Consider the following 11529-nt stretch of genomic DNA (forward strand, 5'->3'; position numbering starts at 1 on the left):
CCGCGCCTCAGCCCGCCGCCTGGCCCGGCCCGCGCTTGTGGTGGGTGCGGTGCGCGTCGTCGAGGCTCATGATCCGCGCCACGTCGTCGCCGCCGACCGTCACCAGCCATTGCGTCCGCTCGCGGCAGGTCGCGGCCCAGCTGGCATGGCCGTGGACGGTGCCGAGATAGACGGACTCCGCGACCTGCTGGCAGCCGATGCCGGCGTCGCGCAGCGAGCGCAGGAAGACCGCGTTGCGGCTGCCCTCGTCGAGCAGCCGGATCCGCTCCTGATAGCTGGTTTCCTGCGCATAAGACGGGCTTTCGCCAGCATAGGCGCTGGCGACGATCGCCTCCGGCTGCTCGGCGCCGCTCCGGCCGCAGCCGGCAATCAGGACGGCGCCCGCGGCGCACAACAGAAACCTCTTCACGCACTCCTCCTATGGGCCGGCGCGGGGCCGCCTGTCCGGCGATCCCGCGCGAAGCCCCGCCCGCACTCACGAGGTGGGAAGAGGGCCTTCATCCATCAAATCGAAAGCCGTGTCGCAAGGCGATAGACGGCGCCTATCGAACCTCACTGCCCCTGGCCCATGCTGTAGCCCGGCACGCCGTCGAACGTGTAGAGCTGCTCGGTCTTGACGAAGTCGCCGCCGGCCGCCGCCACCCGCCGCAGCAGGTCGATCAGCGCCGCCTTGGTCAGCCGCGCCCCGGGCCGCCCGATGAAGCGGCAGCGCCAATGGTCGGTGCAATAGGTCTCCGGAAGTCCGTCCGGCCACACCTTCACCCCGCGATTGCTGATCATGGTGAGGTCGAAGGCGGTGCCCGCCGCCTGCCGCATCGCCGCCGCGATGGCGATCACCGGCTGGCGGGATTGAAGGAAGATGTCGATGCCGACCAGCTCCCGCACCGGCGCGGAAGGGGGCGCAGCGCCGCCACGATCTCCCGCCGGTGCGTCCGCGCCATGTGGATCAGGAAGACGGGCAGGACGGTCAGAAGCAGCAGGAATCCGGATGCCGTAAGGAGATGCAGCATGGTGATCCTCCGTGCGGGAAGCGGTCGGCCGCGGCGCGGCGGCGGGAAGGATTTCGGGCAGGCGGCCGATCCGTTCGATCACCGCCTCGGCGAACGCGCGGGTGCCGACAAGGCGCGTCGACACGCCGTCGCGGTGGATGTCGGCGGTGTGGACGCCGTCCGCGATCGTCGCCGACCAGGCCGCGCGCACCCGCGCCGCCGCGGCGCTCTGGCCGATATGGTCCAGCATCATCGCGCCCGCCAGGATGAGGGCGGAAGGATTGGCGACGTCCTTGCCGGCAATGTCGGGCGCGCAGCCGTGCACCGCCTCGAACATCGCCCCGCCGCGCCCGATATTGGCCGACGGCGCCAGGCCGACCGATCCGGCGATCTGGGCGGCGACGTCCGACAGGATGTCGCCGTAAAGATTGGGCATCACGAGCACGTCGAACCGCTCGGGCGTGTCGGCCAGCCGCGCCGCGCCGATATCGACGATCAGATGCTCCTGCTCGATCTCCGGATATTCGGCGCCGATCTCGCGGAAGACCTGGTGGAACAGGCCGTCGGTCAGCTTCATGATATTGTCCTTGGTGAAGCAGCTGACCTTCCGCCGCCCGTTCGCCCGCGCATATTCGAAGGCGAAGCGCACGATCCGCTCGCATCCCGGCCGGGTGATGAGCTTCAGGCACTGATAGACCTCGTGGGTCTGCCGGTGCTCGATGCCGGCATACAGGTCCTCCTCATTCTCGCGGACGATGACGAGGTCCATGCCGGGGTGGCGCGTCGGAACGTGCGGCGCATAAGCGACGCAGGGCCGCACATTGGCGTAGAGGCCCAGGCTCTTGCGAATCGACACGTTGAGGCTCTTGACGCCGCCGCCCTGCGGCGTGGCCAAAGGCGCCTTGAAGAAGACGCGCGTGCGGCGCAGGCTGTCCCAGGTGTCCGGCGCGATGCCGCTGCCATGGCCGCGCAGCCGCACCGTCTCGCCCAGTTCCACCGGCTCGGCCGCGATCCGCGCGCCCGCCGCGGCAAGCACGTCGAGGCTCGCCGCCATGATCTCCGGCCCGATGCCGTCGCCATAAGCGACGCTGACCGGCACGTCGGGTTCGGCAAAGGCGGGGGAGGCGGCGGCGCGCTCGCGCAGCGTCAAAGGCAGGTTCATAGATCTTCTCCTCGCAACGTGCCGGAGGAGATAATGCGCGCGGCGCGATTAGAGAGATCGGAAGATCGGGCCGGGTCCGATAGAAAGCTTCTATCGCTCTTCAGTCCTGAAGCTGGAGCAGCGACCGCGCGTCGCTTTGGATATGTTCCGCGATCCGCCGGTAATCGGGGGCATAGGCCGCGCCGCCGCGCCAGGCGGCGGCGATGCTGCGGCTGGCGCGCAGGTCGGCGATGTCGAGCACCCTGATCCCCGCTTCCCCGCCCACTTCCGATCGCAGATAGAGCTCGGGCAACACCGCGAGGCCGAGGCCGGAGCCCACCATCTGCCGCACGCTGTCAAGGCTGGTGCCTTCATAGTCGCGCAGCAGGCTGAGGCCGTGCGCCGCGCACAGGGCCGCGACCTGGCGATGGAGGTGATGGCGCTGGTCCAGGCTGAGGATCGCGGCGCCGGCAAGGTCCGCCATCGCAAGGCCGCTGCGCCCCGCCAGCGGATGGTCGGCCGCCGCGACGATGAACAGCCTCTCCCGGAACAAGGGCTCGACCTCCAGCCCGGCCCCTTCGATCGGCAGCGGACCCAGCAGCAGGTCAATGTCGCCGCGTGCCAGCTCCAGCGCCTGTTCGTCCGGAATGCCCTCGCGGATGTAGAGCCGGAGGTCGGGCTGGGCGCGGTGCAGCGAGGCGACGATCTCGGGCAGCAGATAGGGGCCGAGCGTCGGCGTCACGCCGAGGCGCAGCGTGCCGACCAGCCGGTCGCCGGCGCGGCGGGCGAGCTGGCGAATGTCCCGCACCTCGACCAGCACCCGGCGCGCCCGGTCCGCGACTTCGCGTCCGATCGGCGTCAGGTCGGCGCCGCTGGTGCGCCGCTCGACCAGCACCACCCCCAGCCGCTCCTCCAGCGCGCGCAGCTGCTGGCTGAGCGTGGGCTGCGACGTGTTGCACGCCTGGGCGGCGCGGCCGAAATGGCGCAGGTCCGCCAGTGCGACCAGATATTCCAGCTGCCGCACGCTCGGCATGGCGATCGATCCTTCCTATGAAGATCCCCGCCAGATTTCGAACGGAACAATCGCCGGGTCAATCCCTCAGCCGAGGGCGCAGACCATCTCGATCACGGCCGCGGCCCTCGGGTCCGATTCGGCGGAGGAAGTGCGCCTGTTCGCGGGCGGCACCGACCGCCGGTCGAGGAGGCTTCCCGACCGCTCGCGGAAGATATAGTCGGTGACGATGAACGTCCGTTGGGCGCAATCATATTCCGCCCGGACGATCGCCTCGCCCTGCGATCCCATGCGGGGATAGACGGTTTTCTGCCACACGACCCGCATGTCGCCGGCCTTTCCGACGCCGCTCCGGTCGATATAGACCTCGGCCTCTCCCGCCGTCGCGACGTGCAGCCACCGGTCGCTGTCGACCGGCCGAATGCCGGCCAGCAACAGAAGAAGCAAAGCAGAGGCAGCGGCCATATACCCTCCTCGAAGTCGCCCCAGAGGCTAACCCAGGCGGGCAGCCCCGACAACCTCCCTTCCCTGTTTCCAGGGAAGGGAACGGAGCGGCACGTCCGCGCCTAGCGCAGCAGCCCCGCCGCCCGCAGCGCCCGTTCGATCGCCTCCTGCGGTCCCGCCGCGGCTTGCGGCGCGGCCCGACGTGGCGGCGGGGCGGGGGGCTCGGTGCGCGTGCGCGCCGCGCCCTCGCCGGCGAGGCCGAAAAAGGCCGCGATCTGCTCGGTGGAGCTCAGCCCCACGTCCAGCATGTGCGCGCCCGCCGCGCCGACCGGCTCCGCGCCGCCGCTCGCGAGCGGCACGCCATGGCCCATGCCGGTGACCGAGACATGTTCGATCAGCGCCGCGCCGTCCGGCCCGTGCCAGGCGCGGCGGGGATGGCCGGCCACCCGGTCGATCCGGTCGGGCTCGGGGGCGAGGCCGTGCAGCGCCGTCCATTGCCGCACGATCGCGTCGGCATTGCTGGGGACGACGGTCGGATCGGCGCTGCCCTGCCACACCTGCACCCGCGGCCAGGGTCCCTCGTGCGGCGAGGCGCGGCGCACCTCGCCCGCGAGGTCGGTCGTCCCGCTCGTGGCGCGCCCGGCCATGCAGTCGAACGCCTCGCCGACGCTGCCCGCGCAGCCATAAGCGACGCCGGCCAGGATCGCGCCGGCCGCGAAGGTCTCGGGATAGGTCGCGAGCATCACCGACGTCATCGCCCCGCCGGCGCTGAGCCCGGTGACGAAGATCCGCCGCGGGTCGATGGCGTGCTTCGCCTTCATCGCCTCGATCATCGCCCGGATCGACGCCGCCTCGCCCAACTCGCGGCGGCTGTCCCGCCCGTCGAACCAGTTGAAGCAGAGCAGGGGATTGTTCGCCCGCTGCTGCTCCGGGAACAGCAGGATGAAGCCGTGGCGGTCCGCCAGCGTCGACCAGCCCGACCCATGGTCGTAGACCGCCGCATTCTGGGTGCAGCCGTGCAGCACCACCACCAGCGGCGCCGGCGTCTGCACCGTCGCCGGGACGTAGTAGCGGCCGACCAGATTGCCGGGATTGTCGCGCAGCCGCTCGAGATCGCGCAGGCGGTCGTTCGTCGCCTGCGGCGGCGCGAAGGCGCTTGCCCCCATGCGGCTGCGGCGGAGGCGGATGCGGGGACGGATGACGGGCATAAAATCTCCACGCCCGGTACAAGGGCGTCTTCTTCTCAAACCGGCGGAAGCGCCGCTTTGTTGCACTGCAACATCGGGCGGCGGCGGCCGATTACAAGCCCGTACGCGCCCCGCCGGCACCGGAGCTCAGTCGAGATAGCCTTCCTGCAGGGCCTTGAGCGCGGCGCGGGTGCGGTCGCGGGCGTTGAGCTTCAGCAGCAGGTTGGAGACGTGGTTCTTGACCGTGCCCTCGGCGATCGCGAGCAGGTCGGCGATCTCCTTGTTGCTGTAGCCCGCGCAGATCAGGTGCAGCACCTCGCGCTCCCGGGCGGTGAGCGGCTCGGCGGCGGCGGCGCCGTCGGGCGCGACCGGCGGGCTGCGCCGCAGCGCCGCCATCAGGCTTTCGGTCATCGCCGGCTGGAAGGCGGTGCGGTTGTCGGCGAGGGCGCGGATCGCCTGGGCGAGGTCCTCCAGCGACACGTCCTTCAGCATCAGCCCCTTGGCGCCCGCCTTGATCGCGGCGATGGCGGCGTCGCCGTCGTCGAACGTGGTGAGGACGAGGGTGGGCGGCAGCGCGTCCTGGGCGCGCAGCGCCTCCAGCACCGCGATCCCGTCGCGGCGCGGCATGCGGATGTCGAGCAGCAGCACGTCGGGGCGCAGCTCCGGCACCTTCTCGATCGCTTCCTCGCCGTCGCTCGCCTCGCCGATCACCTCGATGTCGGGCAACAGCTCCAGAAGCCCGCGCACGCCCTGGCGCACCAGCATCTGATCGTCGGCGAGGACGACCCTGATCATGTCGCGCGGGCGGGGCCGACGGGCAGCCAGGCGTCGATGGTGAAGCCGCGGCCGGCCTCCGCCCGCACCGCCAGCCGCCCGCCATAATGTTCCAGCCGCTCGCGCATCCCCACCAGGCCGGAGCCGGCGGCCGAAGGCTTGGGCCGGGCGCGGCCGTCGTCGCGGGCGAGGAGGCGGACGCCGCCGCCGTCCGGCGTCACCTCCAGCCACAAATTCTCCGCGTCGGCATGCTTCACCGCGTTGGTCACCGCCTCCTGCGCGCAGCGGACCAGGGCGTGCGCCCGGTCGGGGCTCACCGCGATGCTCGGCGCGATGCTGACATGGATCACCGGCCTCGGCACGCTCCGCGCCAGCGCCTCCAGCGCGTCCTTCAGGTCCGACCTCTCGTCCTCGCGCAGCGTCGCGACCACGTCGCGCACCTTGGTCAGCAGCGCGCCGGCAAGCCCCTTGGCCTGCACGACATGCTCGCTCGCCCGCTCCGGCGCGACATGGCTGGCGATCTCGAGCTGCAGCCCCAAGGCGGTCAGCTCGTGCCCCCATTCGTCGTGCAGCTCGCGCGAGATGCGCAGCCGCTCGGCGCTGCGGGCCGTGCTCGCGATGACCGCCTGCGCCGACCGCAGCTCCCGGTTGGACCGCGTCAGCTCCCGCGCCGTCTCCGCCTCCCGCCGCAAGGCGTAAGCGGTGAAGACGAACAGCAGCTGCAGCACGAAATCGAGGCTGAGGACGAACAGGAAGGGCGGCACCTTCGGGTTGTAGAAGGTCAGCAGCGCGTTGAGCGCGATCGCCTGGAAGAACACCCAGCCGAGCGCCATCAGCGGCGCCATCGCCAGCGCCGCCTGCCAGGCGGTGACGACGAACAGCACCGACCATCGCGTGCTTTCGAACACCAGCGCCATGCCGAGCACGGCCGCGAGCTGGACGGCGAGCAGCAGCCGCCGCTGCCCGGGCCGCAGCTTCAGCGCCATCGCGGCCAGCATCGCGCCCCCGAACAGCAGGAAGAAAGCGAGCCAGGACATCGGCACCCGCTGCCCGCGCAGCTCCGCTCCGGTCCCCAGCGCGACGAGATTCTGCCAGCCCACGGCCAACCAGATCGCCACCCCCGCGACGCAGAAGATCCAGAAATGAAGCGGCCTCAGCTGGCTGTCCATGGCGGGATGCTGCCACAGGGCGCCACGCCTGGCCATAGGCCGAAGGTCATGCTGGCAGACCCAAGAAATTCCTCCCCTGCAAGGGGAGGGGGACCAGCCGAAGGCTGGTGGAGGGGTGTCAGAGCTCGAGAATATCCCCCGCGGCTCGCGCCGGTCAGGTGGAGGGGGAGGGGTCGCCGCCGGTCAGGCCGCCGCTCATGTTGCCGCGCTCATCCTCGCGCAGCGTCGCCACCACTTCGCGCACCTTCGCCAGCAGCGCCCCCGCCAGGCCTTTCGCCTGCGCGACATGGCCGCGGGCGCCGTCCGGCTCCTGCACATGGCTGGCGATTTCGAGCTGCAGGCCGAGCGCGGTCAGCTCGTTGCCCCAGGCGTCGTGCAGCTCGCGCGAGATGCGCAGCCGCTCCGCCTGGCGCACCGTGCTGACGATCAAAGCCTGGGCCGCGCGCAGCTCCCGGTTCGTGTCCGCCAGCACGCGCGCCGCCTCCGCCTCGCGGCGCAGCGCCTGCGCGCCGAAGACCAGCAGCAATTGCAGCCCCAGCGCCTTGGCCACCACCCAGCACAGATCCGGATTGGGGGCGATCGCCAGCGCGCCGATCACCGCCAGCGACTGGAAGGTCGTCCAGCCGAGCGCCCGGGCGAGCGAGGTCGTCGTCGCCGCCTGCCAGGCCGGGATGATCAGGAACACCGCCATCATCGCCCATTGGCCGAGATAGGCCATCGCCACCGTCGCCGCGACCTGCAGCCCCAGCAGGGTCCACATCGCGCGGGTGCCGAGCCGCAGCACGGAAGCGGCGAAGGCCGACGCGCCGAACAGGAAGAAGCAGGCGAGCCAGACCAGCGGCACGGGCGATCCGCGCACCTCCGCTCCGGTCATGATGGCGTAGACGACCGGCCAGCCGATCGCCACCCACACCGCCAGGGCGGCGATTCCGAAGATCCAGTGATGACGGTCTCTGGACAGGCTGATCACGCGCGCATGCTGCCACAGCCCGCGGCCGCTGACCATAGGCCAAAGGTCATGGTTGGCGGCCGGGAAAAGGGCGCCCCCCGCGCGAGGTGCGGGGGGCCCCGGGACGGTGCCGGCGTCAGCTGCCCGCATATTTGACGGAGCAGCCGTAGGGGCGGCTCGTCGGCACCGCGACGGAACGTCCCGCCTTGAGGTCGGCCAGGGCGGCGAGCACATGGTTGCGGGCGCCGTTAACGTCGGCGGGGTTGGGCGTCGGCTTGTCGTCGATCGCGCCGTTATAGACCAGGGTCCCCGCCGGGTTGATCACGTACATGTGCGGCGTCGTCTTCGCGTCGTAGAGGCGGCCGGCGGCGCCGTCCGGATCGAGCAGATAGGCGGTCGGGGTCGCGCCCGACTGGCTCAGGAAGGCGCGCGCCTGCGCGCCGTTCACATGGCCCTGCTTGCCGGGACCGCCGGAATTGATGGTCAGCCAGACGACGCCGTCGCGCGCCGCGGCGGCCTGCGTCCGCTGCATGTTGCCGCTGCCATAATGCTTGCGCACGAACGGGCAGTCGGGATTGTGCCATTCCAGCACCACCGTCTTGCCCCTGAAGTCGGACAGGCTGACCGCCTTGCCGCTCGCGTCCGACAGGCGGAAATTGGGCGCCGGCTGGCCGACCACCTGGGCCGATACCGCGCAGGCGGCGGTGATCGAGACGATCGCAAAAGCGGAGAGGAGCGTCTTCATGCTGGGGTTCCTTTCTCAATAGACCATCGACACGAGCCGCGTGGGGGTAAGGACCTGCGGCAGGATTTTGGCCGGACCGCCCGGCGGGTAATAGAGGTAGAGCGGCACGCCCGAGCGGCCGTGCTTCTCGAGGAAGCGGCCGATCGCCGGATCGCCCCGGGTCCAGTCGCCGACCAGCACCGCCACGCCGCGCTCGGCGAAGGCCTGGGCGACCTGCGGGCGCTCCAGCGCGCCTTTCTCGTTCACCTTGCAGGTGATGCACCAGTCGGCGGTGAAATAGACGAAGACCGGGCGGCCCTCCTGCTGAAGGGCGGCGAGCCGCGCCTCGCTGAACGGCTCGGCCGCGAGCGCCGTCGGCGCGGCCTCGGAGCTCCCCTCGGCCGGCGCGGCGGGAAGGAAAACGAGCATGGCCGCGGCGGCGAGGGCGGCGGGGGCGAGCGGAAGCCATGCGCCGCTTCGGCCCTGGCGGCGTCCGACCCACCACAAAGCGAGGCCGAGCAGCATCGCCGCGGCGAGGCCGATCGCCATCCCGTCCGCGCCGGACTGGCGGCCGAGCACCCAGGCGAGCGCGAGCGCGGTGAGGAACATCGGCACCGCCATCAGGCGGCGGAAGCGGTCCATCCACGGGCCGGGCCTGGGCAGGCGCCGCCGCAGCCCGGGCGCGAAGCCGAGGATGAGGAAGGGGAGGGCGAGGCCGAGGCCCAGCCCCGCGAAGATGGCGAGCGCCACCGCCGCCGGCAGGACCAAAGCCGCGCCGAGCGCCGCGCCCATGAACGGGCCGGTGCACGGCGTTGCCACGAAGGCGGCGAGCGCGCCGGTCCAGAAGGCGCCGGCGGCGCCGGGGCGCTGCGCCAGCCGGCCGCCGCCGGACAGGCTCGGAAGCTCGAACAGGCCGGCGAGGTTCAGTGCCACGGCGGTGATCAGCAGCAGCAGGACGAGGATGACGCGCGGATCCTGGAGCTGGAACGCCCAGCCCGCGGCGGCCCCGCCGGCGCGAAGCGCCAGAAGGGCGGCGCCGAGCGCGAGGCAGATCGAAACGGCGCCGGCGGTATAGGCGATCCCTTCCCGCTTCGCCGCGGCCTCGTCGCCGCCCGCCTTGGCGAGGCTCAGCGCCTTGAGGCTGAGGATGGGGAAGACGCAGGGCATGATGTTGAGCAGCAGCCCGCCGAGCAGCGCGCCCAGCAGGGCGGCCGCGATCGCCGCGGCGCCGGCCGCCGGCCCCGTCGCCGCCGTCCCCTCGGGCGTCCCGGCGGCGGGCACGGCGCCCGGCGCGGCCGCGAGCGTCAGGCCGCTGTCCGGGCCGAGCTTCAGCACGCCTTCGATCCGCCCGATGTCGCCGGCATTGGCCGCCGCCGCCGTCTCGACGATCAGCCAGTCGCCGGCGCGGGAGAAGGTCTGCGGCGCCGCATAGTCGATCGCGCCGTCGGTCAGCGGGAAGAAATAGGGATCGTCGACCCGCATCCCCTGGGGCAGCGGAATGGCGATCCGGAACAGGTCGCCCGTCCGCGCGAACCGCGCCTCGCTGCCGAGCGGCTTCGGCAGCGCCTGGCGCAGGCGGTCGAACAAGGCGGCGTTGGCTGCGGTCGACGGCGCCGGCCCGGCCACCAGGTCGACGGCCACCTCCGCCGCCTCCGGGACGCATTCCTCGTCGGAGCAGACGAGATAGTCGACCCGCGCCCGGACCGGCAGGCGGGTGCCCGGCGCGATGCCGGCCGGGACCTCCAGGTCGACCAGCTTCGCATAGTCTCCATCATAGACGTAGTTCATCAGGCCGGAGACGATCAGCCGGTCCGGCACCGGATAATGAAGCGGCCCGGCGGCAAGCCCCGCCGGCAGCTCCCAGGCGATCTGCGTCTCCATGCCGCTGTCGCCGGGATTGCGCCAATAGCCGTGCCAGCCCTGGACGGGCCGCATCGTCAGCGCGAGCGTCACCGTCCCGCCCGGCACCGCAACGTCCGATTCCGCCACCAGAGCGACCGCGACCAGCCTTTCCCCCTGGCCCGGGCCCTGGCCCTGCGCCGGCGCCGCGACCAGCAGCGCCAGCCACGCCGCCAGGCAGTGGAGCAGCCGGACCGATGCCCGGCGGGATGTCGAGATGCGTTCGCCAACCATGTCGCAAAGGCTGACACGGCGCCGCGCGGCTGACCATATGCCGAAGGTCATGCCCCGCCGGGACGACTTTCGGACTGCCCGCCTCCCCTCCGCGACGCGGCGCCTGCTCACCCGATCGACGAAAAACCTTGGCGATTATGTATCTTACAAACCCGGCCGTCTTGTGATGACAATCATCCCTAAACCGGGCGGCCTCTGCTCTCTCCACCACTGGTACAGGCAATCTGTATTTGGCGAGTACCCGCGGTCCGGCGGGACAAACAGGGCCGTTTCACCATTATGGACGCCGATCCGAGCCTGGTGAACGCCGCACTGCCTAGCCGCGGTCGCAGATATCCCGACCGCTTCAGCATTGCCGACGAACAGCGGCCTATCGGCACCGATTGACGCACACGACGTGACCGAAAGAAAGGCAAGCGCGAGGCACCTCACTCCGACTTCTCCACCGGCTTGTGCTTCACCAGCTTGCCGACGCGTTCCCTGAACCGCCCCTCGTCGTCGTCGCACTCTAGGGCGCGGGCGGCCTCCTTGAACTTGTCGGATTGACTCTTTGTTGAGGCTGCTGCCTCATTTGCAGATGGCACTGGAGAAACTCCCCGACTGCGGTCTGCACACTTTCTACGCCGATGAGTCCGACGATAAAACCACATTCGTCATCGCGTGCGTTTCGATACCCACCCTAGGAGCAACAGCCGGGGGCTGCCCAGTTGAATGGAACCGATACCTAGAAGAGGCGAAGGCATGGCGGCGGAGACTGAAGGAACAGTTCAACATTCCAGTCTCTAAGGAATTGAAGGGTTCTAAGCTCGCCACCGGACGGAATAGCTACAGGGGCGGGAAAGAGCGTCTCTACGGCAAGGAGGCTATGATGGCCTATCACTGCGCCTTAGGTTTCGTGGACAAAGCTTGACGGGGGACTCGCAGGTTGATTCAAAGCTTCCTTTTGGAGGCGGCGTTGGGCGAGTGGATTGGTCTTACGGATGACGAGTGGGCATTGATCGGGCCGC

Annotated in this window: 11 protein-coding genes; 1 reads left to right on the top strand and 10 read right to left on the bottom strand. The window is 70.6% G+C overall.

The features are described 5' to 3' along the window. Nucleotides 1-7 precede the first annotated feature (7 nt). From ACK4K7_RS09545 to ACK4K7_RS09590, 10 genes are all read right to left on the bottom strand, one after another. The gene (locus ACK4K7_RS09545; RefSeq protein WP_431865500.1) at nt 8-409 is read right to left on the bottom strand and encodes a hypothetical protein; all 402 of its coding nucleotides are present in this window, start codon (nt 407-409) and stop codon (nt 8-10) included. A 143-nt stretch (nt 410-552) separates the two neighbouring features. Next, nucleotides 553-2151 carry an NADP-dependent isocitrate dehydrogenase gene (locus tag ACK4K7_RS09550; RefSeq protein ID WP_431865502.1) on the bottom strand — a complete coding sequence of 533 codons (1599 nt, stop codon included), beginning with the start codon at nt 2149-2151 and terminating at the stop codon, nt 553-555. A gap of 100 nt (nt 2152-2251) precedes the next feature. Then, complete coding sequence (locus tag ACK4K7_RS09555) at nt 2252-3163, bottom strand: hydrogen peroxide-inducible genes activator (protein WP_431865504.1); 912 nt, start codon at nt 3161-3163, stop codon at nt 2252-2254. Between the two features lie 66 nt (nt 3164-3229). Continuing rightward, the gene (locus tag ACK4K7_RS09560) at nt 3230-3607 is read right to left on the bottom strand and encodes a surface-adhesin E family protein (RefSeq protein ID WP_431865506.1); all 378 of its coding nucleotides are present in this window, start codon (nt 3605-3607) and stop codon (nt 3230-3232) included. A 101-nt stretch (nt 3608-3708) separates the two neighbouring features. Further along, nucleotides 3709-4794 (bottom strand): extracellular catalytic domain type 1 short-chain-length polyhydroxyalkanoate depolymerase, encoded by a 1086-nt coding sequence (locus tag ACK4K7_RS09565; RefSeq protein WP_431865508.1) that lies wholly within the window; start codon nt 4792-4794, stop codon nt 3709-3711. Nucleotides 4795-4920: 126 nt separating this feature from the next. Then, nucleotides 4921-5568, bottom strand: coding sequence for a response regulator (locus ACK4K7_RS09570; RefSeq protein WP_431865510.1), 648 nt, complete (start codon nt 5566-5568; stop codon nt 4921-4923). Further along, nucleotides 5565-6752, bottom strand: a complete 1188-nt coding sequence (locus tag ACK4K7_RS09575; RefSeq protein WP_431865512.1) for a sensor histidine kinase — start codon at nt 6750-6752, stop codon at nt 5565-5567. The genes ACK4K7_RS09570 and ACK4K7_RS09575 overlap by 4 nt, the downstream gene beginning before the upstream one ends. Nucleotides 6753-6870: 118 nt before the next feature. Beyond that, nucleotides 6871-7722 (bottom strand): histidine kinase, encoded by an 852-nt coding sequence (locus ACK4K7_RS09580; RefSeq protein ID WP_431865514.1) that lies wholly within the window; start codon nt 7720-7722, stop codon nt 6871-6873. A gap of 79 nt (nt 7723-7801) precedes the next feature. Then, nucleotides 7802-8410 carry a thioredoxin family protein gene (locus ACK4K7_RS09585; protein WP_431865516.1) on the bottom strand — a complete coding sequence of 203 codons (609 nt, stop codon included), beginning with the start codon at nt 8408-8410 and terminating at the stop codon, nt 7802-7804. A 15-nt stretch (nt 8411-8425) separates the two neighbouring features. Further along, entirely contained in the window at nt 8426-10522 is a 2097-nt protein-coding gene (locus ACK4K7_RS09590) for a protein-disulfide reductase DsbD family protein (RefSeq protein ID WP_431865518.1), read from the bottom strand. A 577-nt stretch (nt 10523-11099) separates the two neighbouring features. On the opposite strand from ACK4K7_RS09590, the gene ACK4K7_RS09595 reads away from it, so the two are divergent. Then, the gene (locus tag ACK4K7_RS09595) at nt 11100-11432 is read left to right on the top strand and encodes a hypothetical protein (protein ID WP_431865520.1); all 333 of its coding nucleotides are present in this window, start codon (nt 11100-11102) and stop codon (nt 11430-11432) included. Nucleotides 11433-11529: the final 97 nt, after the last annotated feature.

The organism is Allosphingosinicella sp. (genome assembly GCF_046295735.1).
GTDB lineage: Bacteria > Pseudomonadota > Alphaproteobacteria > Sphingomonadales > Sphingomonadaceae > Allosphingosinicella.

Bases quoted from the DNA above. Each gene is read 5' to 3' on its own strand.
- ACK4K7_RS09585 (WP_431865516.1), bottom strand. From the start codon at position 8,410: ATGAAGACGCTCCTCTCCGCTTTTGCGATCGTCTCGATCACCGCCGCC.
- ACK4K7_RS09555 (WP_431865504.1), bottom strand. From the start codon at position 3,163: ATGCCGAGCGTGCGGCAGCTGGAATATCTGGTCGCACTGGCGGACCTG.
- ACK4K7_RS09590 (WP_431865518.1), bottom strand. From the start codon at position 10,522: ATGGTTGGCGAACGCATCTCGACATCCCGCCGGGCATCGGTCCGGCTG.
- ACK4K7_RS09550 (WP_431865502.1), bottom strand. From the start codon at position 2,151: ATGAACCTGCCTTTGACGCTGCGCGAGCGCGCCGCCGCCTCCCCCGCC.
- ACK4K7_RS09575 (WP_431865512.1), bottom strand. From the start codon at position 6,752: ATGGCCAGGCGTGGCGCCCTGTGGCAGCATCCCGCCATGGACAGCCAG.
- ACK4K7_RS09565 (WP_431865508.1), bottom strand. From the start codon at position 4,794: ATGCCCGTCATCCGTCCCCGCATCCGCCTCCGCCGCAGCCGCATGGGG.
- ACK4K7_RS09595 (WP_431865520.1), top strand. From the start codon at position 11,100: ATGGCACTGGAGAAACTCCCCGACTGCGGTCTGCACACTTTCTACGCC.
- ACK4K7_RS09570 (WP_431865510.1), bottom strand. From the start codon at position 5,568: ATGATCAGGGTCGTCCTCGCCGACGATCAGATGCTGGTGCGCCAGGGC.
- ACK4K7_RS09560 (WP_431865506.1), bottom strand. From the start codon at position 3,607: ATGGCCGCTGCCTCTGCTTTGCTTCTTCTGTTGCTGGCCGGCATTCGG.
- ACK4K7_RS09580 (WP_431865514.1), bottom strand. From the start codon at position 7,722: ATGGTCAGCGGCCGCGGGCTGTGGCAGCATGCGCGCGTGATCAGCCTG.